Annotated in this window: 19 protein-coding genes and 4 pseudogenes; 10 read left to right on the top strand and 13 right to left on the bottom strand. The window is 69.5% G+C overall.

All coding sequences use genetic code 11. From position 1 onward, the window contains the following. The first annotated feature begins 64 nt into the window (after window positions 1-64). Complete coding sequence (locus QEG98_RS31530; protein WP_316563920.1) at window positions 65-1,651, top strand: ArnT family glycosyltransferase; 1,587 nt, start codon at window positions 65-67, stop codon at window positions 1,649-1,651. Window positions 1,652-1,681: 30 nt separating this feature from the next. Here QEG98_RS31530 and ruvX read toward each other — a convergent pair whose 3' ends face one another. Continuing rightward, window positions 1,682-2,137 (bottom strand): Holliday junction resolvase RuvX, encoded by a 456-nt coding sequence (gene ruvX, locus QEG98_RS31525; protein WP_316563919.1) that lies wholly within the window; start codon window positions 2,135-2,137, stop codon window positions 1,682-1,684. Window positions 2,138-2,339: 202 nt separating this feature from the next. Between ruvX and QEG98_RS31520 the strand changes: the two genes are divergently transcribed. Further along, window positions 2,340-3,812: a hypothetical protein gene (locus QEG98_RS31520; protein ID WP_316563918.1), complete on the top strand. Its 1,473-nt coding sequence runs from the start codon at window positions 2,340-2,342 to the stop codon at window positions 3,810-3,812. A gap of 6 nt (window positions 3,813-3,818) precedes the next feature. Beyond that, window positions 3,819-4,339: pseudogene (locus QEG98_RS31515) on the top strand (tetratricopeptide repeat protein). Between the two features lie 127 nt (window positions 4,340-4,466). Here the strand turns inward: QEG98_RS31515 and QEG98_RS31510 are convergent. The 4 genes and pseudogenes from QEG98_RS31510 to QEG98_RS31495 all read right to left on the bottom strand — a co-directional run bounded on the left by QEG98_RS31510 (window position 4,467) and on the right by QEG98_RS31495 (window position 9,138). Then, window positions 4,467-5,660, bottom strand: a complete 1,194-nt coding sequence (locus QEG98_RS31510) for a M48 family metalloprotease (RefSeq protein ID WP_316563917.1) — start codon at window positions 5,658-5,660, stop codon at window positions 4,467-4,469. 60 nt (window positions 5,661-5,720) lie between these two features. Continuing rightward, window positions 5,721-6,833: a tetratricopeptide repeat protein gene (locus tag QEG98_RS31505; protein WP_186817841.1), complete on the bottom strand. Its 1,113-nt coding sequence runs from the start codon at window positions 6,831-6,833 to the stop codon at window positions 5,721-5,723. Window positions 6,834-7,112: 279 nt separating this feature from the next. Continuing rightward, window positions 7,113-8,228, bottom strand: coding sequence for an ArsA family ATPase (locus tag QEG98_RS31500; RefSeq protein WP_090490364.1), 1,116 nt, complete (start codon window positions 8,226-8,228; stop codon window positions 7,113-7,115). Beyond that, a pseudogene (locus QEG98_RS31495) lies at window positions 8,225-9,138 on the bottom strand (ArsA family ATPase). The gene QEG98_RS31500 and the pseudogene QEG98_RS31495 overlap by 4 nt, the downstream one beginning before the upstream one ends. A 168-nt stretch (window positions 9,139-9,306) precedes the next feature. Here QEG98_RS31495 and QEG98_RS31490 point away from each other — a divergent pair. Together QEG98_RS31490 and QEG98_RS31485 are read left to right on the top strand one after the other, a co-directional pair. Beyond that, window positions 9,307-9,612: a hypothetical protein gene (locus QEG98_RS31490; RefSeq protein ID WP_020478456.1), complete on the top strand. Its 306-nt coding sequence runs from the start codon at window positions 9,307-9,309 to the stop codon at window positions 9,610-9,612. 50 nt (window positions 9,613-9,662) lie between these two features. Continuing rightward, window positions 9,663-10,461: pseudogene (locus tag QEG98_RS31485) on the top strand (ParA family protein). A gap of 10 nt (window positions 10,462-10,471) precedes the next feature. On the opposite strand, the gene QEG98_RS31480 reads toward QEG98_RS31485, so the two are convergent. Further along, window positions 10,472-11,149 (bottom strand): polyhydroxyalkanoate synthesis regulator DNA-binding domain-containing protein, encoded by a 678-nt coding sequence (locus QEG98_RS31480; RefSeq protein WP_090490362.1) that lies wholly within the window; start codon window positions 11,147-11,149, stop codon window positions 10,472-10,474. Window positions 11,150-11,315: 166 nt separating this feature from the next. Between QEG98_RS31480 and QEG98_RS31475 the strand changes: the two genes are divergently transcribed. The 3 genes from QEG98_RS31475 to QEG98_RS31465 all read left to right on the top strand — a co-directional run bounded on the left by QEG98_RS31475 (window position 11,316) and on the right by QEG98_RS31465 (window position 14,541). Next, window positions 11,316-11,771, top strand: a complete 456-nt coding sequence (locus QEG98_RS31475; protein WP_316563916.1) for a zinc-ribbon domain-containing protein — start codon at window positions 11,316-11,318, stop codon at window positions 11,769-11,771. Between the two features lie 1,239 nt (window positions 11,772-13,010). Continuing rightward, window positions 13,011-13,688 carry a hypothetical protein gene (locus QEG98_RS31470; protein ID WP_316563915.1) on the top strand — a complete coding sequence of 226 codons (678 nt, stop codon included), beginning with the start codon at window positions 13,011-13,013 and terminating at the stop codon, window positions 13,686-13,688. Between the two features lie 58 nt (window positions 13,689-13,746). Beyond that, a complete protein-coding gene (locus tag QEG98_RS31465) occupies window positions 13,747-14,541 on the top strand; it encodes a hypothetical protein (protein WP_141594290.1) in 795 nt (264 codons plus the stop codon). Window positions 14,542-14,570: 29 nt separating this feature from the next. Here QEG98_RS31465 and QEG98_RS31460 read toward each other — a convergent pair whose 3' ends face one another. Continuing rightward, on the bottom strand, window positions 14,571-14,798 hold the full coding sequence (locus tag QEG98_RS31460; protein WP_253817301.1) for a twin-arginine translocase TatA/TatE family subunit: 228 nt from the start codon (window positions 14,796-14,798) through the stop codon (window positions 14,571-14,573). 111 nt (window positions 14,799-14,909) lie between these two features. Here QEG98_RS31460 and QEG98_RS31455 point away from each other — a divergent pair, with 111 nt between their 5' ends. Continuing rightward, on the top strand, window positions 14,910-15,635 hold the full coding sequence (locus tag QEG98_RS31455) for a glycerophosphodiester phosphodiesterase (protein WP_090490358.1): 726 nt from the start codon (window positions 14,910-14,912) through the stop codon (window positions 15,633-15,635). 3 nt (window positions 15,636-15,638) lie between these two features. On the opposite strand, the gene QEG98_RS31450 is transcribed toward QEG98_RS31455, so the two are convergent. The 3 genes from QEG98_RS31450 to QEG98_RS31440 all read right to left on the bottom strand — a co-directional run bounded on the left by QEG98_RS31450 (window position 15,639) and on the right by QEG98_RS31440 (window position 20,965). Further along, window positions 15,639-16,535, bottom strand: a complete 897-nt coding sequence (locus tag QEG98_RS31450) for a hypothetical protein (protein ID WP_316563914.1) — start codon at window positions 16,533-16,535, stop codon at window positions 15,639-15,641. Between the two features lie 178 nt (window positions 16,536-16,713). After that, window positions 16,714-19,932 (bottom strand): MXAN_5808 family serine peptidase, encoded by a 3,219-nt coding sequence (locus QEG98_RS31445; protein ID WP_090490356.1) that lies wholly within the window; start codon window positions 19,930-19,932, stop codon window positions 16,714-16,716. Window positions 19,933-20,146: 214 nt separating this feature from the next. Further along, a complete protein-coding gene (locus QEG98_RS31440; RefSeq protein ID WP_316563913.1) occupies window positions 20,147-20,965 on the bottom strand; it encodes an EI24 domain-containing protein in 819 nt (272 codons plus the stop codon). A 58-nt stretch (window positions 20,966-21,023) separates the two neighbouring features. Between QEG98_RS31440 and QEG98_RS31435 the strand changes: the two are divergent. Further along, window positions 21,024-22,357: pseudogene (locus tag QEG98_RS31435) on the top strand (glutamate--cysteine ligase). A gap of 12 nt (window positions 22,358-22,369) precedes the next feature. Here QEG98_RS31435 and QEG98_RS31430 read toward each other — a convergent pair. From QEG98_RS31430 to QEG98_RS31420, 3 genes are all read right to left on the bottom strand, one after another. Beyond that, window positions 22,370-23,038 (bottom strand): hypothetical protein, encoded by a 669-nt coding sequence (locus tag QEG98_RS31430; RefSeq protein ID WP_410477872.1) that lies wholly within the window; start codon window positions 23,036-23,038, stop codon window positions 22,370-22,372. 118 nt (window positions 23,039-23,156) lie between these two features. Then, window positions 23,157-23,759 carry an Hsp70 family protein gene (locus tag QEG98_RS31425; RefSeq protein ID WP_316563911.1) on the bottom strand — a complete coding sequence of 201 codons (603 nt, stop codon included), beginning with the start codon at window positions 23,757-23,759 and terminating at the stop codon, window positions 23,157-23,159. Next, window positions 23,690-24,157 carry an Hsp70 family protein gene (locus tag QEG98_RS31420; RefSeq protein WP_316563910.1) on the bottom strand — a complete coding sequence of 156 codons (468 nt, stop codon included), beginning with the start codon at window positions 24,155-24,157 and terminating at the stop codon, window positions 23,690-23,692. The genes QEG98_RS31425 and QEG98_RS31420 overlap by 70 nt, the downstream gene beginning before the upstream one ends. Window positions 24,158-24,270 lie beyond the last annotated feature (113 nt).

Here is a 24,270-nt window from a genome sequence, read left to right as displayed (position 1 = left end):
CGAGCAAGGGAACTATGGGCGTTGGCTTGGCTTTGGGCCGTGCCTGCGTATCCTGCCGCGCGTCATGGCCACCGCCCCCGCCCCCTTCTCCGTTTCGCCTCCCCACGCACCTGGCCTGTCGGCGGTGCCTGCCCCTCAGCACGAGCCAGGCACCCGGCTGCTCGTCGGGCTGTTGCTGGTGGCGGCGCTGGTGCCGCGGCTGGGCGTGTTCTTCGTCAACGAGAACCTCTTCGGTGACGCGGTGGTCCGCACGGAGCTGGCGGAGCGCTGGCTGCGGGCGCCGCACCTCATCACCGCCTACGGGGACGGGGCCTACCAGTTCGGTCCGCTGCACATGTACCTGGTGGGCGCGGCGCTGTCGGTGTTCGACCGGGAGGTCGCGGGCCGTGTGGTGAGCCTGCTGTTCGGCGTGCTGTCGGTGGTGCCGCTGTTCGCGCTGACGCGCCGCCTTTTCGGCTGGCGCGCGGGCGTGGTGGCTGGCCTGTCCTTCGCGGCGTGGGGCATGCACATGCAGTTCTCCACCACGGCCAGCAGCGAGGCGGTGTCCCTCTTCTTCATGCTGGCCACCTTCGCGCTGTACGCGGAGGGCGTGGATGTCAACCGCTTCCTGCCCCTGTTCCAGGCGGCGTTGATGCTCAACCTGGCGTGCGCGCTTCGCTACGACGCGTGGATGTACATCCCGCTGCTCACGGTGGCGCTGTGCTTCAGCAGCCAGGACAAGGTCGTGTCGCTGACCCGGGCCGTGGGCTTCGGCCTGGTGTGCCTGCCGTTCCCCCTGTTGTGGATGCAGGGAAATGAGCTGATGCACGGCAACCCGTTCTTCCCGGTGACGGCAGTGGAGGACTTCCACCGTAACTGGGTGAAGTCGTCCCTGGGCTCGGGGTCGAACGTGCTCTGGCGGCTGCAGCAGTTGGGGTTCTGGCCCGGCATCGCCTTGCTCACGCTGTCGCCTCTCGTCGCGCTGCTGGGCATGGCGGGCATGGTTCGCGCGTGGCGCTCGCGTCCGGACACGCGCTGGTTGGTGGCCGCGGCGGTGCTTCCGGCTGCCTACTTCACCTTCCGGGCGGCGGTGCTGCTGACCTTCGTTCCGCTGGGCCGCTTCACGGTGACGCAGGTCGCGCTGCTCCCCGTCTTCGTGGCCTTCGGCTTCGCCGGGCTGGTGGCGACGCGTGGAGGGCCCGCGCTGCGCAAGGCCCTGGCGGGCGTGACGGTGCTGGTCGCCGTGGCCGTGCCGGTGACAATCGGCATCTACACGTTCCGTGCAGATGGGCCGCTGCAGACCACGATGCGCCCCATCAGCCCCACGTCCACGAATCCCGTGGCGCTGATGCAGGTGGCGAAGTTCCTGAAGGCGGAGGTCGCCGCCAAGGGTGGGGCCGCCGCGCTCGACATCGACCCGAACTACATGGACCTGCAGCTGGCCTTCTTCTCCGGCCTCCCCGAGGAGCGGCTGGCGCGCGTGCGCTGGGACACCTTCCGCCAGCGCATGCAGGAGGCCCGTCCGGAGGTGCTGGTTCGCTTCGACGGTGGTGAGCTGGCGAAGGCCGCGGGCGTGAAGCTGGAGGAGCGCTCGCTGGTGCTGGACGGCGTGGCCTACCAGAAGCTGGATGGCTTCACCGCGCCGCTGCACGTGTACCGGCGTCAGCCGTAGTGTGGTGACCTGGAGGGGCCCTCAAGCCCCTCAGGGCTCCGAGTCGTAGTCGTCGGGGTGATAGTCGGTATCCGGCGGCCGGTGGGCATCCAGCCATCCCTGGAGGATGAACTGCGCGGCCACCTGGTCGATGACCTCCCGGCGGCGGGCCCGGCTGACGTCCGCCTCGAGCAGGGTCCGTGTGGCGGCCACGGTCGACAGCCGCTCGTCCCAGAGCTCCACCGTCACCCCCAGCGACTGGGCCAGGGTGTCCGCGAACTTCCGGGACGCCTCGGCGCGCGGGCCCTCACTGCCGTCCATGTTGAGTGGCAGGCCCAGCACGACGTGGGTCACCTCGTTTTCGTTCGCGACGGTGGCCAGCGCCGCGAGGTCCGCCTTGAGCGACGTGCGGCGAACGGTGGTGACGCCTTGAGCCGTGAGGCCCAGTCCGTCCGAGACGGCCACTCCAATGGTTTTGGTGCCCAGGTCCAGGCCCATGGTGCGCATGCCGCGGAACTTAACCGCAATCCTTCGTCGTGGACCGCTCCGTCCGCGCCTGGGGACGTGCCCCTGCTTCGGTGAGTGCTAACCGCCGGAATTCGCTGGGTGCCTCTCACGCCCACGGACGGCACCGCCGCTGCAATCCAGCGGTCCCGTCCGAAGGACGACTGCGCGGCGTCCACTTCAACCCCGTCGCGCGAGAGGGTTCATGCTCGACTTCCTCAAAGGTGCGGCCAACCTGCTGGCTGGCCCCATGTCCACCGCGGTGGATTTCGCGGGCAACGCGCTGGGATTGCCGCCGCTCATCACCAACTCCATCAAGGCCGCGGCGGGGGCCGCGACGGGCAACGTCATGCTGGCGGCCAGCGGCGCCATGGGCGTGGCGCAGGAGCTGTCGAAGAACCCGCCCGCGAAGACGGAGTACCACGCGTCCTCCTCGGGCAGCTCGAAGGCCGGCAGTGGCTACGCGCCCTCCGCGTCCTCGTCGCCCATCCTGAATCCGGGCAGCAGTCCGCTGGACCCGAAGATGCTCGACTACTCGGACGCCTTGAAGGTGCTGGAGGCGAACTTCCAGCAGTTGGACCTGCTGGATGGCAAGAAGAACGGCTCGCTGTCGAAGAAAGACCTGCAGCGCATCTCCACGGACGCCAGCCTGTCTCCCCAACTGCGGGACGCGGCCCGCTTCATGGTGGAGAACACGGCTCTCTTCGAGCGGCTCGACCGGCAGGGGCCGTTGGCGAGGATTGGCGTCTTCTCGCCGCTGTACAACCTCGACACCTTCTCGGTGCAGGACCTCCAGCGCGAGCTCAAGGCGGTGGATGCGGAGTTCGCGCGGTATGGCCGGCCCGTGCGCCCTGGAAGCGGTGGCACGACGCCTCCCGGGACGGGATGCACGCCCGGCGGTGGTGGCACGACGGCGCCGGGGACGGGCGGCACGTCCGGCGGCGGTGGCTCCTCGCCTGTGTCGGGCAGCCCGCCGACGTCGGCGCCGAGCCCGCTGGACCCGGACTTCCACGAGTACCACGACGCCTTGCGCGTGCTGAGCGAGAACTGGGACACCTTCGATACCGCGGTGGGGGCCCGGGACAACCTGCTCACGCGCGACAACCTGGACGCCATCCTGAAAAGCCCGGGCGCATCGTCGACGCTGAAGCGCGCCGCGCAGTTCTTCAAGGACCACCCCGCCTACTACGACCGGCTGGAGATGGCCGCGGGCGTGGGGCGGCGGGACGGCATCGTGGGCCGGCCGGATGTCACGGCGGCGCTGCGACAGGCGGACGCGGCGCAGGCGTCATCCGGAACGCAGCCCGCGAGTGGCGCTGGCGGGAGCCGGCCGGTGGGCGGCGCTTCGTCGAATGTGCGGAGCATCGTCGACAACCCCAACATGAGCATCGAGGACAAGATTCAAGCCATCTTGATGTCCATCTCCAGCGACACGGACGAGGAGATTCTCGACGTGATGGCGCAGATGGCGAACGTGCGCGACCAGCGCGCCTCGCTGGGCAACGGTGAGGCGGACCGGAAGGCGGGCGCGAAGCTGGAGAGCAGCATGCAGGAGCTGGAGTTGCGCCTTCAGCGGCTGGTGGAGAAGCGCAAGGCGATGTTCGACCTGATGAGCAACATGTCCTCGAAGTTCCACGAGATGGCGAAGACGGCCATCTCCAACCTGCGGAGCGCCTGAGCCGTCATGGGACGCATCATCAAACACGAGGGAGCGGTGGCCATGCGGATGCAGCGCGGCGCGGTGCAGGGCTTGAAGGCGTTTGCCCGGGGAGAGGCGACGTGGGCCGAAGTGGAGGGGATGACCTTCGAGGAAGCGAAGGCCATTGCCCAGGTGGGGTGTGACCTGGCGGCGGCGGGACGTCTGGAGGAAGCCCGCATCCTCTTCGAAGGCCTGGTGGAGGGAAACCCGAAGGACGCGGCGGCGCGGGCGGCGTTGGGCACCGTGTACCAGAAGCTGGGCAAGCTGGATGACGCCATCGCCGAGTACAGCGCCGCGCTGGAGCGTGAGCCCGACAACCCGGTGGCGCTGGCCAACCGGGGGGAGCTCTACCTCCGCAAGGGGAGCGCCAGGGCTTCACCGACCTGGCGAACGCGGTGGAGGCGGACCCGCATGGCGAGACGGCGGGCGGCCGCCGGGCGCGGGCGCTGGTGAAGGCCATCACCTTGGTGGCGGTGGAGAAGCTGAAGGAGGACTCGCAGCCGTAGCGGCGGAGTCGGGGGAGTGGGGCCACCCGGCTGTCGGGGAGTGGCCGGGTGGAGGCAGTCGGCGGGTGGGCTCGGGGAAGAGGCGTGGCCGGAAGGGGAGGGGGGAGCCCACCTGTCGACCGCTGTTTCAGGGCGTGGGAAGCGACGCAATCCGTTCACCGATGGGCGGATGGCTCATGCCCTTGAGGACGACCCAGCGGGGGGGCTCGGGGTCCATCTTGTTGACGCGCGCGGCCTTCACCAGCATGCGCCGGAAGGCGTCCACGTCACCCGTGAGCCGCAGGGCATAGCGGTCCGCTTCACGCTCACGTTCCCGGGAGAAGGCGCCCGAGATGGGCTTGGCCGTCAGCACGAGGAGGAAGAAGAGCAGGGAGATGAGGGGCAGGTTGCGGATGTCCGCGAAGTGGGTGGCGCCGAACCAGCCCCGCGACGCGGACAGGCGCAAGAGGCGGTCGAGCGCGAAGAGCAGGGCCACCAGCATCAGCGATGAGGCGATGCGGGCGGGCCACTTCGACTCGTTCACATGGCCCGCTTCGTGTGCCACCGCGGCCAGCACTTCGTCCTCCGAGAGCTCCTTGAGGATGATGTCGTTGAGGACGATGGTGCGCGTGGGGCCCTGCCCGGCGAAGTAGGCTTGCAGCCGGCGCGAGGCGACGGAGGTTTCCTCCACGAGGACGTCGGCGAAGGTGATGTCCGCCTGCTCCATGAGGTCCACGATGCGGGTGCGTAGGGGCCCCTCAGGCAGTGGTTTCTGGTTGAAGAAGAGCCTGCTGCGATACGGGTCCAGTGCCCCGGAGACGAGGAGCAGCAGCGCCACGGGCACGCCCAGCACCAGCCACCACTGGCGCAGCTTGCGCGCCAGGCCGAACATGCCGATGACGAGCGCGGAGAGGGCGAAGGCCGCCAGCAACTGGGCCTTGACCATGTCATAGGCGAAGGTGGCGGGCGTCTGCGTGGACATGCCGTGCCGGTGCTCCAGCGTGTAGCTGAACCAGACGTCCACCGGCAGGTAGACGAGCGACACGAATAGGTCCGTGAAGAGGGCGAAGAGCACCGCCGCGCCCCAGCCGGGCTTGCCCCACAGCCGGTCCATGGCGTGGAAGAAGGCGCGGCTGACCGGCGCCGTCCGAAGGAAGCCGAGCCGCCGCTCCAGGCCCGCGGCGGCCGCCACGGCCAGGCGGTGGAGCGGTTGGACGAGTACGCCCAACATGAGCAGCATCAGGGCCAGGTTGGCGAAGGGCCCCACTGCGGCCCGGATGTAGTAGGGCCGGTGGAAGGCGTGAATCTCCGCCAGTTGCTCGGGCGTGAAGAGGGGCTCCATGGAAGCCCCAGGCTACGCCGTGCGCCCCGGCCTGCCCAGCCAGGGGCGTTGCTGCTGCGCTCAGGTATGGGGCTCGCCCATGGAGGAGGGCGCCGCCGACGCGGGTTCGCCCTCCGCGTCCGCCAGCAGCAGGGCCTTCACCTTGGCCAGGCTCTCACGCGTGCGGTCCACGAAGGTGCTCTGCGAGCCGATGCGCTCGGCCGTCTCCAACGTGCGCTCGTAGATGTTGATGGACTTGGTGAGCAGCACCCGAATCTTCTTCCGCAGCTCCTGCCGGTAGATTTCGGCCTCGCTGGCATCCAGCTCAGCGGGGGCGGGCGAGTTCACCATGTGCTCGTAGAGGTTCTCGTAAAGCGAACCAATCTGCGTCCCCGCGGCGGTGGCCCAATAGCCGTTGCCCACGCGGATGGAGCGCAGGTAGTGGCCCTGCGCGGACAGGAGCAGCTCGGCTTTGTAGTTGAGGTCCTGGGCGAGCTTGTCCGCGCCCTTCGCCGGGTCCAGCTTCACACCCTCGTAGTGGAGCCGGTACAGCTCACCGATGAAGAAGTGGGCCTGGGCGGGGAAGTAATCGTCCACTTCGCCCTTGTCCTCCAGGGCGTCATAGGTGGAGAGCGCCTTGCGCAGGGTGACTTCGGCGGTTTCCGGCGAGCCGCTCTCCAACTGGCAGATGCCCTGCTGGACCTGCGCTTCGAGGCGCCGATTGAGGGGGAGGTCCTCTCGCGCGGCGATGATGCCCAGCAGCTTCGAGGCCTGTTCGTAGCGCTCCAGGTGGTAGTCCACCTCCGCCACGCGGAAGGCCGCGTCCAACGCGTCCCCCTGGCCCCTGGCCGGGTCCGACAGCTCGGAGAAGCGGTGACCGGCTTCCTCCCACTCCTTGAGGCGCTGGTGGGCAAGGCCCGCGTTGTAGAGCGCCGCGCGGCGGTGGCGGCTGTCGGGGAAGAAGTCCACGAGCCGGCCGAAGTAGCGCGCCGCCTGTTGGAAATCGTTCGCGGCGAAGGCCGACGTGCCGCCCGCGAAGAGCTCCTCGTCGTTGAGCTTGTCCAGCTCCAGGTCCGCCGTCACCGTCACCGCGTCGAAGTGGAGCTCCTGCCTGGGCGACTTCGCCTGCGGCTCCTCCCGCGCGGCGGAGCCCGTCGTCCGGCACCCGGACACGACGACGCCCAGCGCGGCCATCCACCACCACCGGCTGACAGGCTTCTGCTTCAGCGCTCTCCCGTTCACCACATCATCCTCCTGGACCGGCTCCCCCCTCCCGGACAGCACCGGGCACCGAGGGGTTCCCACCACCGTCATCGGGCCCGCCAGTTTAATGCGCCCGACCTGTGCGCGCTTCCCCGTCCGGCTGCTTCCCGCGGACGGCTGGACTGAAGAAATGCGGCGGTTTCGCACAAGCACCGTGCGAAACAGGGAAACGCGGCAGTGGGCCCGAAGCGTGTGGGCCCCAGGCCGTGGTCAGCCGAGTGTCTCGTCGCCCACCAGGTAGCGTCCGGTACGCCACAGGGCGGAGATATCGTGCACATCCATCGCGAAGCGGGGCACCTGGACGATGGGGACACCCGGACAGGCGGCCTGGAGCTGGTTGATGCCGGTGCGGTCCTGCTCGGCCATGATTTGCTGCTCGCGCAGCGTCTCTTCCACCTTGGCGCGGCGGCTGGGCGTCAGCGTGGCCGCGTCCGCCCACAGCGCCTCCGTGGGCATGGGGTGCACGCGGTTGACCACCAGCGACACCACCTCCATGCGGTGCTGCTTGAGCATCTTGTGGAAGTGGATGGCTTCATCCATGCGCTCGGGGTGGGGGCTCGTCACCAGCACGAAGCCGGTGTTCGGGTCCTCCAGCAGCTGGCGCACGCCCCGGGCGCGCTCGCGAAAGCCCTCGTTGAGCGAGGAGATGGCGAGCATGAAGTTGGAGAGCTCCTGGAGCATCTCCGTGCCGGTGAACTTGGCCAGGCCCCGCATGACATAGCCGCCGCGGTTGAACAGGGACATCCCCAGCTTGCCGGCCTTGAGCGCCGGAGTGAGGAGCCACTTCGCCGCGTCGTTGTCCAGGAAGTCCAGCACGCGGTTGGGCGCGTCCAGGAAGTCCAGCGCGTGCGCGGTGGGCGGCGTGTCCAGGACGATGAGCTCGTAGTTGCTGCTGCGGCGCAGCTCCCACAGCTTCTCCATGGAGATGTATTCCTGGCTGCCCGCCAGGGCCGTGGAGAGCGACTGGTAGAAGCGGTTGGACAGGATGCGCTCGCGCTGCTCGGGCGGAGCGACGCGGGTGATGAGCTCGTCCCACGTCTGCTTCATGTCCAGCATCATCGCGTACAGCGACGCGCGGGGCTGGACGCCCAGGGGCTCCAGCGCGGTGGCGGGGACGCGCGTCTCCGCGTTGCCCAGCGCCGTGAGGCCCAGCGAGTTGGCCAGCCGCCGCGCCGGGTCGATGGTGCACACCAGGCTGGAGCGCCCATCCACCGACGCGCGCAGGGCCAATGCGGCCGCCGCCGTCGTCTTGCCCACACCGCCGGAGCCCACGCAGATGAGGACGCGCTTGCCCGCCAGCGCGGGCGACAGGGCCGTCGTGCTCACGCCGCCCCCGTCACGAGAGGTTCGAGGTGCTCCATGACCTGTTCAATCGCCTTGCGCCCGAACTCGGGCGTGAAGAGCCGGGGGACGGGGTAGACGGGCGCGTGCAGGTTGCGCTCCAGCTTCGTCCCGGCGAGCACCGCCTGTGCCGCGCGGTCGTGGTGCGCCTGGGCCACGGCGAACAGCTCCGGATGGCCCCCAGGGCCTCCAGGTCCGCTTCGGTGAAGCGCTCCGGAAAGGCTTGGTTGAGCACCGCCGCGTGCGTGCGCAGGCTCACCTTGTCCCGCAGCGCCGCATGGAGCTCCAGCGCCTCGTTCACCGGCATCTCCTCGGGGAGCGCCACCAGCACGGCGGCCGTCACCGCCGGGTCCACGAGGAGGTCGCGCATCTTCTGGGCCTCGCGGGCCATGGGCCCCGGCGGCACCGTCTGAATCAGCACCTGCGGCACGCTGAGGAAGGAGATGGCGTGGCCCGTGGCTGGCGCGTCCATGATGACGGTGTCGAACCGCCAGCGCCCGTCCGGGAGCTTCTCCTGCAGGTGGAACATGATTTTTCCCAGCAGCACCAGCTCCTGCAGGGACGGGATGAAGCGGAGGAACTGGCGCACCAGCCGGTTCTCGAAGACCGTCTTGTAGAGGGTCTCGAAGCGCAGAACCATGAGGCCGTACTCACGCATGGCCTCCTGGGGCCGCACGTTGACGGCCCAGAGGTTCTGCTCCAGTTGGGCCACTTCGGGCCCGGCCTCGGGGCGCTCCAGGAAGCGGCTGACGCGCTCCTGGGTGTTCACTTCGCACACCAGGGTGCGCTTGCCCGCGCGCGCCGAGCGCAGGGCCAGGGCCGCTGCGACGGTGCTTTTGCCGACTCCGCCCTTGCCGGAGACGATCCACAGGCGCTTGTCGAGTAGTCCGGCCATAGGTTGAGAGCGGCGAACCGTAGGAATCGTGTTCACGGGAGTCAACGCGTTTGGCCTCGGCTTGTTGCGCTGCTTGACACGTCGCGTTGCCCCCTCGCAGAGTGCGGCGTTTTCTTCAAGACTTCCAGATGGCCCGGTAGGGCTTTGCTCGCGAGGACGCGCGTTTTCATGCTCAAGAACAACCCGGTGATGAAGAAGCTCGTGGAAACGGGCGAGGAGCGCATCGGCAAGCTGGCGCAGCAGCTGCTCTCGAACGAGAAGTTCGTGGCGGCGGTGCAGACGCTGGTGTCGCGCTCCCTGGCGGCGAAGGGCACCCTGGACAGCGCGCTGCGCACGGCCCTGTCCGCCGCGAACCTGCCGTCCACCGCGGACCTGGAGCAGCTTCGTTCGAAGGTGGACGACTTGGAGCGTCTGCTCTCGTCCGTCGAGGGCAAGGTCGACACGCTGCTGGCGGCGAAGTCCCCGAAGAAGTAGTCCGCACGTCGGAAGCCGCCACCTTCTCGGTGGATGAGGAGTGCCCGGGCATGAGGCGCATCGCGTTCATCAATGAGAAGGGTGGGACCTGCAAGACGACCCTGGCGGTGAACACCGCCGCCTGGCTGGCCAAGGAGCGTGGCCTGCGGGTGCTGCTGGTGGACCTGGACACGCAGGGCCACGCGGGCAAGGCCCTGGGCGTGGACGTGCGCACCTTGCCGCGCAACGTGTTTCACCTGCTGACGGACACGTCAGTGCGCTTCGAGGACGTCGTCCAGCGCTCGGCCCTCGAGGGCCTGGACGTGCTGCCCGCGTACAAGGAGATGGCGGACTTTCCCGTCGTGGTGGCCGCGGATGAACGCCGGGCCCACCGGCTGGCGGACCGCCTGCGCGCGGCGGAAGCGGCGGGCTATGACGCCATCGTCTTCGACGCGCCCCTCCATGGGGACCACCACGCGCAACATCCTGGTGGCCGCCACCGAGGTGGTGGTGCCGGTGGCGCTGACGTACCTGGCGCTGGATGGCTGCGCGGAGGTGGCGGACACCGTGCGCCAGGTGGGCGAGGCGGAAGGGCGGCCGGACCTCCGCGTCACGAAGGTGGTGCCCACGCTGTACCGGAAGACGGCGCTGGCCACGGCGATTCTGGAGCGCCTGAAGGCCTACTTCCCGGACGCGCTGGCGGCCACGCCGCTGGGCTACGACGTGAAGGTCGACGAGGCCCAGAGCCACGGGCAGACCATCTGGGAGTACGCGCCGCGCAGCCGGGGCGCGCAGATGCTGGCCGCCATCGCCGCGGAGTTGCACGGAGAGCCCGCCCCCAAGCGGAGGCGGGCCTCACAAAAGGCCTGAAGCGGCGCGGCTACTCCTGCTTCGGCGGGCCCTTCTGCTGCTCGGCCTGCTCCAGCTTCTTCTCCAGCTCGTCAAGGCGCTGGGTGAGCGAGGCCATGTCGCGGCCAAGCGCGGGCAGGTTGCCGGTCAGGTTCTCCACGACGTGCTTCACGCGCTCGTCGATTCGGCGCTGCCACTCCTCGAAGGCGCGCTGGCTGGCCTTGAGCAGGTCGGCCGGGCTGAGCCCCGCGGCGGCAGCGGTGTCTGCGGCGGTGGTGTCCTCGGCGGCGGCGACGGGGGCCTCGGGCTCTCCCTCTGCCCGGGGGGCGTTCTCGTCCCGGCGCAGGAGCTTGTCGAGGCGGGACTCGGCCTCCTCGCGGATGGAGGCGACTCGCGGGGAGACCTCCTTCTGGATGAACCCGGAGATGGACTCGCCGGGGTGGCGGATGATTTCCCGCAGCACCGACAGCGGCATCTGGTTCTTCTTCTTCTCCTCTTCGAAGATGATCTGCGCGAGGGTGACGGAGGTCAGGTCCTCCTTGGTACGATTGTCGACAATCCGTACCTCGGTGCCCTCCTTGATCATCGCTGCGATCTCATCAAGGGTGACGTATCGGCTCTCCACGGTGTCGTAGAGCTTCCGGTTCGTGTACCGCTTGATGATCTTCGGCTCCTTGCTCGGAGCGCCTGCTTGCTCAGCCTCGCTCATGTGTCTCTCCGCCCCTTTTGGGCTCGACATCAAGCCACGTGCCCCGCCTGAGTCTCGCAGGGGCGTTTCTCGTAGCAGAGGGGGTGGGGGCGAGCAAGCAACGTGAACCCGGCTCGCCGTGCCTACCCCGTCGTCCTATACTCGTGCTTCCAGCCGGGCCTGCTGAATGATCGTCAAGTGTGAGCGGTGCCAGACGCGGTTCAAGATCCCCGACGAGAAGGTGACCGAGAAGGGGGTCAAGGTCCGCTGCACCAAATGCCAGAACACGTTCCGGGTCACCCGCGAGGCCGCCGCCGGCGCTCCGGGCGAGCCGCCAGCCCCCTCCTCGGGCGGGCAGGTGGACCCTTTCGCTCAATTTGGGGTCGCGCCAGACCCCACGTCGGTGGACGTCACCAAGCCGGGCTACTTCGAGCTGGGCGTCGAGGCGAGCAGGCCGATGCCTGCCCGCCCCGGTCCTCCCGGGCCGAGCTGGAACAGCATGGACGGGGACCTGGGCTCGGAAGACGGTGTCTTCCGAGAGCCCACGCGAATCACGTCGCTGCCGCTGCCTCCCGCCGCGCGTCCGCCCGATGCGCCGGTTGGCCGCGCGCCACCGCCGGGCGCCTTCGTGGTGCGGTCCTGAGCGTTCGGGGCGTCCACCCGCCGCGGCGCCTGTGCCCCCGGCCCGGGAAGCGCACCTGCTCGAGCGGCAGGCGCCCGAGGTGCGGGTGGCCCCGCTGGCATGGAGGACCGCTCCGTGCCTCCCGTACCCGAGGCTGCAGCGCCCTTCGTGTCCCCGGCCAGTGCTCGCCGCGCCGCCGCGCCGCCGCCGGTGGCCGACCCGTTCTCGGAGCTCTTGGGGCCGCCTTCGCCTGCCGAGCCGTCGGCTGCGAATGCGCTCCGCCGAAGCGCGGTGACGCCGGCTCCGGGGGCGCGCCCGCGGGCGCCGTAGCGCTTGGGACGATGCGCCCGGGCGCTGCTCCGCCTCCCGCTGCTCCGCCCGCTTATGGTGGGGACGACCCGTTCGCGTCCATCGACATCGATGATGCGGCGGCGATGCCAACGATGGCCACGGGGGCGCCGCCTCCGGCGGAGAACGACCCGTTCGCGTCCATCGACATCGACGATGCGACGGTTCCGGCGGCGGCGCCTGGGCTGCCTCGGCCCGTGGGGAGCGACCCGTTCGCGTCCATCGACATCCATGCGGCGGGACCCGCGAAGTCCCCGAGGGTTGCCTCGGCTTCCGTAGGAAGCGGTCCTCTCGCGGCGGCCGACATTCATGCCGCTGGGCCTGCGAAGTCCACGAAGGCTGCGGCACTTTCAGGAGGAAGCGGTCCTCTCGCGGCGGCCGACATTCATGCCGCTGGGCCTGTGAAGTCCACGGCACCTTCAGGAGGAAGCAGTCCTCTCGCGGCGGCCGACATTCACGCCGCCGGGCCTGCGAAGTCCACGTCGCCTTCAGCGGGGAATGGCCCTCTCGCGGCGGTCGACCTCCATGCAGCGTCGCCAGCCGCTGCGGACAGTAACGACCCCTTCGCCGCCATTGACCTGCGGGCACCTGCCGCGTCGACTCGGAAGGCCGCGCCGCCGCCTGCCGGAAGCGACCCGTTTGCATCCATCGACATCCATGCCGGCGCTTCCGCCGCGTCCGGCAGCGCGCCTGTGCCAGGCGGGAGTGACCCGTTCGCGTCCGTCGACCTCCACGCCGAATCCTCGGCCGCGATACCACCTCCCGCGAACCCCGAGACTTGTTCGACCTTGGCTCGGACGTGGGCGGGCACGGTGAGGATTCCGGCCTGCTGCCCACGGACACGGGCCGCGCCGCGCTGTTCGGGACCTCGGATGCCTCCGATGCCTCCCTGCTTGGCGATGTCCCCCCGCCGTGGATGACGCGGAGGCCTTTGGCGTCACCCTGGGGCGGGTCGGGGCACCCAGTGGCGTCCAGCGCGAGGTGCTGGACATGGACGGGCTGCCGTCGAAGCCCGTGGTCACCGTGGCCAAGCCCACCGCGCGTCCCGAGGACGTGGGCATCCCGCAGAGCCGCCCGTCGAGCCGGCTTCGCAAGGCCTTGGGCTTCACCGTCAACTTCGTGTTGGCCGCGGCCCTGGTGGCCGTGCTGGGCACGGTCGGCCGGGTGTACCTGAGCGAGGGCCGCCTCGACGTGTCGGCCCTGTCGCTGGACTCCCTGCGCGCGCTCTTCGTGCCCGCGCCGAAGCCGCTCGTGGCCGTGGATGTGACGAACGGGCTGTACGAGACGCGCGAGGGCAGGTCGCTCTTCTACGTCCGCGGGGACGCGGCGAACCACTCGGACACCGCCGCCCGCATCCGCGTGCGCGCCGCGCTGTATGACGGCAGCCAGCGCGTGGCCTCCGCCGAGGCGCTCGTGGGCGGGGTCCCCACGCCCGAGGAACTCTACGGCGTGGGCTCACCCGACGCGGCGGTGGCCCTGCGCCAGCGCGTCGACGAGGCCGCCGTCTCCGTGGCGCCCGGCGCCAAGGCCCCCTTCGTCGTCATCTTCCCCGAGCACCCCGTGGACCCGGGGGCTACCGGCTGGAGCTGACCCTGGAGCCCGAGCGCTCCAAGTCGGCGGAGGCCGCCCCCGGACGGAGTGAGCCACCATGCCCACGCAGGAGGATGCCCGGACCGTCGCGCGCTTCATCCACGCCTTGAGCGGTGGGGCGGAGGTCCGTCGCAAGGCCGCCGCGCGTGAGCTCGCCTGGAGGGATCCGCTCGACTCCAACGAGCTGGTGGGCCACCTCATCGCCCTCTCGCGCGCGGGGTGGGGGCCCGCCTCCTGCGCGTTGTCGGACTTCATGGCCGCGCTGGAGCAGGAGGCCGAGCACATCCCTCACGTAGAGTCGCTGCGGCGGCTCGCGCACGTCCAGTCGCTCGACACCGTGGCGGACCTGTTCGCCCAGGGCCCCGCGAAGCTGGAGATGGACCCGGACGCCGCCGCCCGTGCGGACGCCAACGCCTTCTCCCAGTCGCTCGGGCACCTGAAGCAGCAGGCCCGCCTCACGAGGGACCCGGACACCCTGTCCCGCCTGGCCACCGTCAGCAATCCCACCGTCCTGCGCAACGTGCTCATCAACCCCCGGCTCACCGAGGAGTTGGTGGTCCGCATCGCCGCGCGCCGCCCGGCCCGGCCCGAGCCGCTCATCGAAATCTGGAAGTCACCGCGCTGGTCCGTGCGCCACGCCATCCGGCGCGCGCTCGTCCTCAACCCCTACCTGCCGCCGGAGACGGGCGCGAAAATCGTCCCGCTGCTCAACACGGCGGACTTGAGGGAACTCGTCTCGAACGCCGCCCTCCATCCCGCCCTGCGCGCGCAGGCCTCCCGGCTGCTCGCCGAAGGGAATGGAACAGGGCCTGCGGCCGCGTCACGCATCCCCAAGCATCGCGGGTATGACTGACGGGCATCGCATCCTGGGGAGGGGAGGGCCTAGCGGCGGCGCGGGTGCTCGGGCTCCGTGAACTCGGCGTCCGTGGTGCTGCGGCGGCCCGGAGGCAGCGGCTTCGCATCCACCAGGTCCTCGCCGCGCGACGCCTTGCGGAACGAGTACACGAACTTGCCCACGGCATTGCCGAGCTGACCCATGCGGGCGGCCGAGAAGACCACCAACAGGATGAAGCCGAGGACGATGATTTCTCCGAGGCCGAGGCCCAGCATGATGGAGCACAGTGCAGCAAAGGGCGGGGGGAGGCAAGCCATGCGTCCACCGCCGCACGCCCGGTTGGACTTCTGCTGCACGGCGGCGGCCACCCGCGCAGACTGGAGGGCATGCTCCTGCTTGCCCACCGTGGTGCCAGCGCCGATGCCCCCGAGAACACCCTGGAAGCCTTCGCCGAGGCGGTCCGTCAAGGCGCGGATGGTGTGGAACTGGACGCGATGCTCTGTGGCTCGGGGGAGGTCGTCGTCTGCCACGACGAGCGCCTGGAGCGCCTCGCGCGGCTGCCGTGGGAGGTTCGCCTCACCCCGTGGTGGAAGCTCCAACGGGCGGACGTCGGCTCGCCGCTGGGCTTCGCTCCCGCCCGAATCCCGCTGCTGGAAGAGGTGCTGGAGGCCCTGCCACCGCAGTTCCTGGTCAACATCGAGCTCAAGTGCGAGCGCGCCGACGACGGAGGCCTGGCGGAGCAGGTGGCGCGGCTGGTGCGCCGGCGCGGACTGGCGGGCCGGGTCGTCATCTCCAGCTTCAACCCACTGTGTCTCTTCCGCCTGGCGGCCGCGGCACCGGAGCTGCGCCGGGGGCTGCTCATCGACCCGGACAAGTCCTGGGCCCTGCAGGCCTACGGGGTGAGCCCGCTCGTGTCGTCACACTCGGTCCACCCCTTCCACGAGGCCTGCACCCCGGAGCGGGTGGCCGCGTGGCGCGCGGCCGGGATGCGCGTGGCGGCGTGGACGGTGGACGACCCCCAGCGCGCCCATGTCTTGGAGCGGATGGGGGTCAGCTACCTCATCACCAACCGGCCGGGGGCGGTCCGTCAGGCCCTGCACCCCGCCGCGTAGCGCTCAGAAGTCCAGGCCGAGCGTGGTGTTGAAGGCGAAGACGGCTGGCAGGCCCCGGTCCACGGTGCTGCCGTTCTCCTCGTAGGAGACGCTGCCCGTGCGCGTCAGCGACAGCTCCGCGCCCAGCTGGAGCACGCCGCCAATGAAGCGGACGCCGCCGTAGATGCGCTGGTTGATGTTGCTGCCGAAGGACACCTTCCGGTACGCGGCGGTATCCGTCAGCGCCGCGCGCGAATCGTTCCCCGTCGTGTCATCGAAGCTGCGGTCCGGGTTGAAGTCGATGTTGCTGGATGTCGCGCCGACGAAGCCCAGGTCCAGGCCGCCGTAGGGCGTCAGCGTCACCATGCCGCCCAGCGGGAACTGCTTGCCCACGCCGAAGTCCAGGCCCATGACGGTGAGGCCCAGGTCCCGGGCGCCGAACAGCTTCGTCACGTGTCCGCGCACGCCGAAGTCGGGCAGGTAGGTGAAGCCCTCGTTGGCGGCCCACTTCAGCTCGCCGGTGGCCACCACCTGGCTGCTCTTCTCCACCCAGCCGACGCGCCCACCCAGCTCCAGCGAGAAGGGCAGGCCCTTGCGCGCGTGGAAGGAGGGGATGAGCACCGTGGAGGGCTGCTCGTTCTGCGTGGGGATGTTCACGCTGCCGGGCAGCGACACCACGGAGAGCTCCGCGTTGATGGCCCAGGCCGAGTGGCCCGTCGTCTCCGGGGGCATCAGGTTCACGGAGGTGATGGCCGCGCCCATGATGCGGGCGAAGGCCTGGAAGTCCGCGTCGGCGGACGCCACGGGGTTGTCACCCGTGGGGTTGCCGAACCGCGCGATCTGCAGGTCATTGGGCGCCGCGACAACGGACGCGCCTGACGCCCAGGCCGCGAGAGCCACCCACCGACTGAACGTCCGCATTCGAGTCACCGCCTCCAGGGCGCGCGACCGGCCGGTAAGGCGCCCACCGCGCCGGACGGTAACGCCTGCTCGCGAGGAGCGTCAACAAAACGGGCGGCCCCTCCCGCGGTCTCCTCTCAAGGAGTCCCGCTGGAAAGGCCGCCCGGAAGGAGGCGGCGCGCCGGTGGGCGCGGGGCGCCTACTGCGGCTTGTTGGCGGGGCTACCGGCTGGCGAGGCCATCTTCTGGGCGACCTCGGCCGGGCGGCGGCGGATGACCAGCGTGCGGCGGCTGGCGAAGTCGTTGTCCTCGCGCGCCACCACCAGCACGTTGTTGTTGCCCTCCTTCAGCGCGAACTCCGTGGAGAACTTCAGCGTGTTCGGCTCGGCGCCCTTGGGGTCCACGCCCTTGAAGTAGACCTTCTGGTCGTTCACCAGCACGTAGACGTCCAGCAGCCCGTGGGGGTCCGTCACCACGCCGGAGAGCGTGAACTTGTCCCCGTTGGCCACCATGCCGCCAGCGGCCGGATCCACGTCCAGGCGGATGTCGGGCGGGCGGTGGTTGGTGGCCAGCGTGGCCTTCGGCGTGGTGGCCTTGCCCGTCTTCAGCTCCTTCGCGTCCTGGCTGCGCACGAAGGCGAAGCGGTCCTTCTCCAGCTCCACGCGGTAGTAGCCCTTGGTGACCGCCTCGGCGGGCAGCACCGTCGTCCCGCTCAGCTTCGCCACCGCGCGCGCACCCTGCGCGGGGGCACCATACAGGTCCACCTTGTCGCCCACGCGGACGAGGCCCTTCTTCGGCTCCATCGTGGCGATCGCGGCGTCGGTGACGGGCAGCTCCAGCTTCTCCATCACGAACTCCTCGAGCGGCTCGTCGATGATGGCCAGCTTCAGCGGGAAGGTGTTGCCCTTGAAGCCCTTCTTCACCTCCAACTGGAAGCGCGCCGTCTTCGTCTCACCGGGCTTCAGCTCGCCCAGTTTGAAGCGGCCCTTTTCGATGAAGATGTTGGCGTCGCCGCCATTCTTGATTTGCGTGAAGGAGTCGAGCGCCGTGCCGGTGCCCGCGTTCGTCACGTCGAGCAGCACGGAGACCGTCTCCCCGCGCTGCACGGTGCCGTCGCCGTTGCAGGTGGCGCAGTCGTCGATGACCTGCCAGTTGAAGGCGAAGGCGGGGCGGGGCAGCTCCACGAAGTTGAGCTCGGCCACCCGCGTCTCAGGCAGGGCGCCGTGGTCATCGAAGAAGCGCACCGTCACGTCGTCGCGGCGGCTGGTGAGGTCCTTGGGCAGGCGCACCTTCACCTTCCACGTCTTCTTCTCACCCGGCGCCAGCGCACCGAAGAGGAACTCGCGGCGGTCCAGGAAGGCGTTGTCGCTCTCCGTCCAGGCGCGCACGCGCTTGAGCGGCTCGGTGCCACGGTTCTCCGCGGTCAGCGCCATCTCCATCACCTCGCCCGCGAGAATCTTCGCGTCCGGGCCCGGCGTCAGCGACACGGCCATCTGCACGTTCTTCGGCGTGGGACCCGCGCTCCAGTCCACGCCCAGCGCGGCGATGGCGGCGTTGATGCGGGACTCCTCCTCGGCGCGCTTCTGGTCGATGAACGCCTTGCCCTGCTTGAGCTGCTCCTTGCGCGTGGTGGCCGGAGCGCGCAGCACGAAGTCGCGGGCGAACTGGACCTCGAAGTCCTCCTTGATCTCCTCCTGGGCCTCGGCGTCGAGCTGGTCGTCCAGGTCCTCACCCATGCCGGCCACGTCCACGTCCAGCAGCGGGTCCTTGTCCCCGTGCTTCTTGGCGTTGGCGGCCGTCTTCGGTGGGGCCTTGCCCTCGTCCTTCTTGGCGGTGGCCTGGGCCTGCTTCTCATCCACCTTCAGGTACTTGAGGCTCTCCAGCGGCTTCTCGCGGTTGAGCACGTCCTCGCGCTTCTTGGCGACGGTGCTGGAGTCCGGGTTGCCGAAGTGCTGGTCCAGGTCGGCCTCGCCCATGGAGCGGCGCGGCGCGAACACGTCCACGCGCTCATCGGTGGCGCGGGTGGGGACCAGCTGGATGTCCGGGACGATACCGACCTCCTGGATGGAGACGTCGCCCGGGGTCAGGTACTTGGCGATGGTCAGCTTCAGCGCGCTGTCATCCGGGAAGTCGTACAGCACCTGCACGCTGCCCTTGCCGAACGTCTGACGGCCGATGATGGTCGCGCGGTCGAGGTTCTTCAGCGCGCCAGCGACGATTTCGGACGCGGACGCGCTGCCAGCGTTCACCAGCACGGCGATGGGGTAGCTGTCCTCTCCGTCCGTGGCGCGCGCGCGCTTCTCCTCGCGCAGCTTGTCGGACAGGCCCACCGTCGCGACGATGGTGCCGCTGGACAGGAACGTGTCGGACACCTGGATGGCCTGCTCCAGGAGGCCGCCCGGGTTGCCGCGCATGTCGAGCACCAGGCCCTTGAAGCCGCCCTTCGCGTCCGCCTGCTTGCGCAGCTGCGTCAGCGCCGCCTCGAGGTCGCGGGTGGTGTTGCCCTGGAAGTTCTTCAGGCGGATGTAGCCCACGTTGTTGGAGAGCATCTTGTGCTGCACGCTCTCGATGGAAATCATGGCGCGCGAGAGCGTCATGATGCGGGGCTTGTCCCAGCCGTCGCGCTCCACGGTGATGGTGATGCGGCTGTCCACCGGGCCGCGCAGCTTCGACACGGCCTCGTTGAGGTCCATGTTGACGGTGGACTCCTCGCCAATCTTCTTGATGCGGTCGTCCTTCTGGATGCCGGAGCGGTGCGCGGGCGTCTTCGGGATCACCTTGACCACGGTGAGGTTGCCCTCGCGCATCTGGATGACGAAGCCCAGGCCGCCGAACTCACCCTTGGTGGACAGCTTCATCTCCCGGTACAGCTCCGGGCGCAGCAGCACCGAGTGCGGATCCAACGTGGACAGCATGCCGTTGACGGCCGCGTACTCCACGTCGCGCGTGTCCTCGATGGGCCGCATGTTCTTCGACAGGAAGTCGAAGACGTCCTTGAGCGCGAAGGACATCTTCCACAGCGAGTCCACGTGGGCGATGTCGAACTCGCGCTGCTTGCCGTTCACGTTGACGTTGAGCTTGCCCGTCTCCGCGTTGCCGTCCACGAGCACGTCGGGAACGCTCTTCTCGACGTACTCCAGCGAGGCGATCATCATCTCCTTCGGCTTCACCCGCTTGGGGTCGACGTAGTTCTCCTTCACGTAGAGGATGACCTTCGTCAGGACGCGCAGGCTGTTGAGGTCGTGCGGGGCCTTCTCGCCTTTGACGGTAGGAAGACTGCCGTCCCACGAGCCTTGCCCGGCCTCGGCTGCACCCATGGTCAGCGGCAAGGGAGCCCGGTCACTGCCCACCAGGGCCCAGGCGCCGAGGAGCACGGCAACGGCTGTGATTCGGCGGAGGAAACGCGGCATTTGGTTCATCCAAGCTGGGGCGCGCTGTCCGGCACCCCGGGTGTGGCGAGAAGCCTTGAGATTTCGACCGTTTATACCGAGTAGGCGAACACTGTAAGCGGCCGGGCAAGCCTAATCACGGGCTCCTGGTGCTTCAAGGCATCGCCTCTCTGCTGGTGGAGCAGAACGTCCCTGGCGGGCATTGCGTTCCCGGTTCCCCGGGTTCGACACCCGGCTCGGGCGTTTATTTCAACGCAGCGGTAGTGGACTCCCCAGGAGGGGGCGCCAGCAGCCGGGCCTCGCGCAGCCCGCCATAGAGCAGGGTGCCGGCGACGATGGCCACCGGGAGGAAGAAGGCGTTGAGGATGGGGACCCAGAGCAGCACGTAGATGCCCGCGCCCAGGCCCAGGCAGAGCGCCCGGCGCTCGCGCAGCATCCGACGCACCTCGGCGAAGGGATACAGGTGACGCGTCATGGGGGCGGCCAGGTACTCACCCGCCATCCAGGTCATGGTGTACAGGCTGGCGAGGACCGTCCACAGCACGCTGCCCACCCCCGGTATCAAGTGGAGGGGCAGGAGCACCGTCAGGCCCGCGAGGAGGAAGAACAGCCGCGCGAGCGTATGGGCGATGCCGGTGACGAGCCCCCGGACGAAACCCGCCACGGTGAAGGCAGCGCCCGGGCCGCCGCCGCAGGCCTCTTCGGTCAGTTCGGACAGTGGATCCTGGAGCGGGGCGAGCAACAGGGGCGGCAGCACGTTGGCGCCCACGACCCAGAGCACCAGTCCGGACAACACCAGCACGGTGCTCCAGGCGGCCTGGCCGTACCAGCTCTCCGGGCGAGCCCAGACGGATTCCAGGGCACCGGGGGCGTAGCGCCACAGCAGCCAGACGAGCCCCACGAGGGCGGCGGCGGTGACGGCGGCACAGAGCGCGGACAGCAGGAACAGCCGACGGTCGCGCAGGATGAGGGAGAAGGCCCGGCCAAGGAGGCCCATCCCCTGGAAGAAATCGGACAGGCGGGGCTGGGGGGAGATGGTGGGGAGGGTGGAGTGTGGGCTCATAAAGGCCAGTGCGCAAATCCGGGCGGGTCCAAAAGTCTAGGTTATATAGGGCGCGCCCATGTCACTCGACCTCAAGCGCGCGGCCTCAGAGCCCATCTCCTCCGTCGACATGCTGTTGGCTGGATTCCGAGCCGCCGAGAAGCCCAGCGGTGCGCACCGTCTGGGGCTCGAGCATGAGAAGTTCCTCTACCCGGTGGGCGCCGCGGAGCCTCCGACCTATGAAGGCGAGCGGGGCGTCGGGGCGCTGCTGAACCGGGTGGCCTCGGCGGGCTACACGCCGTTCCGGGAGACGCCGGAGTCGCCCGTCATCGCGCTGCAGCGCGGTGGCGCCACCATCTCCCTGGAGCCCGGCGGCGGTGGAGCTGTCCGGAAGCCCTTCGTCACCGCGCGCGAGGCGCATGCGGAGAACCTGACGCACCTGTCGGAGGTCTCCTCCGCCGCGAAGGCGCTGGGCTTGCGGCTCGTCTTCCTCGGCTACCGCCCCTTCGGCACGACGGCGCAGATGCCGTGGATGCCGAAGACGCGCTACCTCATCATGCGCCGCACGCTGCCGGAGCGCGGCCGGCTGGCGCTGAACATGATGTTGATGACGTCCACCGGCCAGGTGTCCCTGGACTGGGCGGACGAGGCGGACTGTGTCCGCAAGACGGTGGTGGTGGCGCGGCTCGCTCCGCTGATGAATGCGTTGTACGCCAACAGCCCCATCGTGGAGGGCAAGCCGTCGGGTTACCTGTCCTTCCGCAACCGCGTTTGGGACGAGGTGGACCCCACGCGCTGTGGTTACCTGCCCGCGTTCTTCGACGGCTCGTTCTCGTATCGCGCCTATGTGGAGTGGGCGCTGGACGCGCCGCTGCTCTTCCTGCGGCGCAACAACGAGTACCTGTACCCGAAGCTGACCTTCCGGCAGTTGATGAAGGAGGGCTTCGAGGGCAAACCGCCCGACCTGAACGACTGGACGGACCACCTGTCCACGCTCTTCCCCGAGGTGCGGCTGAAGACGGTGATCGAGGTGCGCGGCGCGGACTGTGTGAATCCCGCGATGACGGGAGCGCTCGCCGCCCTCTGGCGCGGCATCCTGTACGACGCCACCGCGCTGGAGGAGGCCGAGCGCCTGTTGCCGAAGCTGACCTACGCCGAGCACCTGGCCTTCCATGATACGGCGCGGCGCGAGGGACTGGGCGGCCGGCTGGGTTCGCTGGAGCTGCACCGCCGGCGGCGGAGATGCTGGCCATCTCCCGCCGGGGCCTGATGCGGCTGGATGCGCAGGATGCGCCCCTGTTGGATGCGCTGGACGCGGTGGCCGCGTCGGGGCGCTCGCCCGCGGTGGCGGTGCTCGAGGCGTGGGAGAAGAATCCCCGCCCCGAGGCGCTGCTGGACGGCTTCAGCCTGTGACGTGGGGGCGGGCTAGAACTGCCCGCCAATCATCACATTGCCGTTGAAGAGACTGCCTTTCTCGTCGGCGTTGGTGACGGGGTTTCGGAGGAGGCCCTCCCCGCCGACGAACCGGTACGTGGCGCGCGCGCCGGCCACCAGGTTGCCGAAGCGGTAGTCCAGGCCCGCGGCCAGCGGGAGCTCCGTCTGCCAGTCATTGTTGTAGAAGCGGTCCGCGCCGTCCGAGGGGTTGAGGTAGCTCAGGCCGACGCCCGCGCCGACGAAGGGGCGCCACTTCTCGTCAATGAGCGGTCCCGCCTTGGCGAGCAGGGTGGCGTTGTGGCGCCAGACACCTTCGCCATCGCCGTTGTCGCGCAGGCGCGAGTCGTCGATGGGGAAGCGCTGGCCTTCGTAGCCGACCTCGACGCCGCCGTACTGCCAGGGATAGGCGCTGGCGTTGATGCCCAGCAGCGGGCCCACCTTGGTGTTGCTGCCGAGGTCTCCGGTGAAGTCGCCGAGGCCCAGTCGGACATCGACGCCCACCAGCGGCCGCTCCTCGACGCGCAGCCGCTCGCCCACCTGCTGTGCCTCGATGGCGAAGGCGGGTCCCGCCATGCCCAGCGCCGCCGTGGCGACTCCTCCCACAATCGAACGTCGCATCGCATTCCTCCCCGGAAAATCAGTCACCGGAAAGCTGGCCATCTGTCGCCACGGCTACAGTGAGAGCCGCAGGGACGCACGGTGGCCTGGATGGCCGCGGGCACATCGGCCCACGGGGCGAAGGATGCCGTGGCTTGTGCGCGGGCGAGCGAGGAGGGGCTCAGCGGCGGCCGAAGAGCTTCTTCAGTCCGGACAGCACGCCACCCGGGCGTCGCTCCGGCTCAGGGACCAGCGGCGAGCGGGCGATGAGCGCGTCGAAGCTCGCGTCGTCCAAGTGCTCTGTGGACAGAGACACCGCGTGCCGCTTCACGCCCGGCAGGGTGGCTTCGAGCGACAGGGCCCCATCGACTGAGAGCTCGAGGTGCAGTTCCACCTCACCCGCGCGCTCCACGTTGAGGGTGAGCCGGCCGAGGTACTCGGCGTCGGACGCCTGCGTGGCTGCCCCCTGGAAGAGGGCCAGCTCGAGTGGTCCCGGCACAGTGGGAAGCACCAGCGTCTTGGTGGCGGGCAGGCGGGTGTTCCGTTCGAGGACGCGGCGCAAGGTGCCACCGCGCTCGGCGACGGCGAGCGGCGAGGACAGCACCTCGGAGACAGTAGCGGCGGGCTTGCCGGCTGCGGCGAGCAGGAGCCCCTGTCCGAGCAGCGCGGCGCCCAGGGCCACGCTGCCTCGGGTGTCCACGTCGTCGCGCACGCTCACGCCCAGGCTCTCTTCGAGCCGGCGGCGGACCAGGGGCGCGGCGCTCTGCCCGCCGACGAGGAGCACCGCGTCCAGCCCCTGGGGGAGAGCGCGTTGGATTCGAGCACGTCGCGGACCACGGTGGTGACGCGTTGGGCGAGGTCGGCGGTGAGGGCTTCGACTCGCTCCCGGTTGATGGGGGGCACGGTTCCCGAGGGGAGGGTGACGTCCACCTGCTCCTGGCTGGAGAGGGCCACCTTCGTGGACTCGGCGGCGGTGCGCAGGGGGGCCCAGTCGAAGGGATGGTCCGGCTTGGGCACGCCCTGTTCCGAGAGGTCGCTGGCGATGGCCTCGGCGATGCGCGCATCGAAGTCCATGCCGCCGAGGGTGGCGTCGCCTCCGGTGGTAATGACCTCGAGGTCATCGCCTGTGACTTGCACCACGCAGACCTGGAGACCGCCACCGCCCAGGTCCACGACGAGCACCCGCTTTCGCGCGAGCCCTCGGCCATGTGCATACGCGAGCGCCGCCGCCGCGGGGCGATGAGGATGCGCTGGGCATCGAGCCCCGCGAGCGTGGCGGCTTCGCGAAGGGCGGC

This window comes from Myxococcus sp. MxC21-1 (assembly GCF_032612255.1).
GTDB lineage: Bacteria > Myxococcota > Myxococcia > Myxococcales > Myxococcaceae > Myxococcus > Myxococcus virescens.
The sequence above is the reverse complement of the archived record's forward strand: the minus strand, read 5'-3'. Positions and strand labels throughout refer to the sequence as shown.

Bases quoted from the DNA above. Each gene is read 5' to 3' on its own strand.
- ruvX (WP_316563919.1), bottom strand. From the start codon at position 2,137: ATGCGCACCATGGGCCTGGACCTGGGCACCAAAACCATTGGAGTGGCC.
- QEG98_RS31440 (WP_316563913.1), bottom strand. From the start codon at position 20,965: ATGAGCCCACACTCCACCCTCCCCACCATCTCCCCCCAGCCCCGCCTG.
- QEG98_RS31490 (WP_020478456.1), top strand. From the start codon at position 9,307: ATGCTCAAGAACAACCCGGTGATGAAGAAGCTCGTGGAAACGGGCGAG.
- QEG98_RS31480 (WP_090490362.1), bottom strand. From the start codon at position 11,149: ATGAGCGAGGCTGAGCAAGCAGGCGCTCCGAGCAAGGAGCCGAAGATC.
- QEG98_RS31530 (WP_316563920.1), top strand. From the start codon at position 65: ATGGCCACCGCCCCCGCCCCCTTCTCCGTTTCGCCTCCCCACGCACCT.
- QEG98_RS31450 (WP_316563914.1), bottom strand. From the start codon at position 16,535: ATGCGGACGTTCAGTCGGTGGGTGGCTCTCGCGGCCTGGGCGTCAGGC.
- QEG98_RS31475 (WP_316563916.1), top strand. From the start codon at position 11,316: ATGATCGTCAAGTGTGAGCGGTGCCAGACGCGGTTCAAGATCCCCGAC.
- QEG98_RS31465 (WP_141594290.1), top strand. From the start codon at position 13,747: ATGCCCACGCAGGAGGATGCCCGGACCGTCGCGCGCTTCATCCACGCC.
- QEG98_RS31510 (WP_316563917.1), bottom strand. From the start codon at position 5,660: ATGGAGCCCCTCTTCACGCCCGAGCAACTGGCGGAGATTCACGCCTTC.
- QEG98_RS31520 (WP_316563918.1), top strand. From the start codon at position 2,340: ATGCTCGACTTCCTCAAAGGTGCGGCCAACCTGCTGGCTGGCCCCATG.
- QEG98_RS31460 (WP_253817301.1), bottom strand. From the start codon at position 14,798: ATGCTGGGCCTCGGCCTCGGAGAAATCATCGTCCTCGGCTTCATCCTG.
- QEG98_RS31505 (WP_186817841.1), bottom strand. From the start codon at position 6,833: ATGGCCGCGCTGGGCGTCGTCGTGTCCGGGTGCCGGACGACGGGCTCC.
- QEG98_RS31455 (WP_090490358.1), top strand. From the start codon at position 14,910: ATGCTCCTGCTTGCCCACCGTGGTGCCAGCGCCGATGCCCCCGAGAAC.
- QEG98_RS31445 (WP_090490356.1), bottom strand. From the start codon at position 19,932: ATGAACCAAATGCCGCGTTTCCTCCGCCGAATCACAGCCGTTGCCGTG.
- QEG98_RS31430 (WP_410477872.1), bottom strand. From the start codon at position 23,038: ATGGCCAGCTTTCCGGTGACTGATTTTCCGGGGAGGAATGCGATGCGA.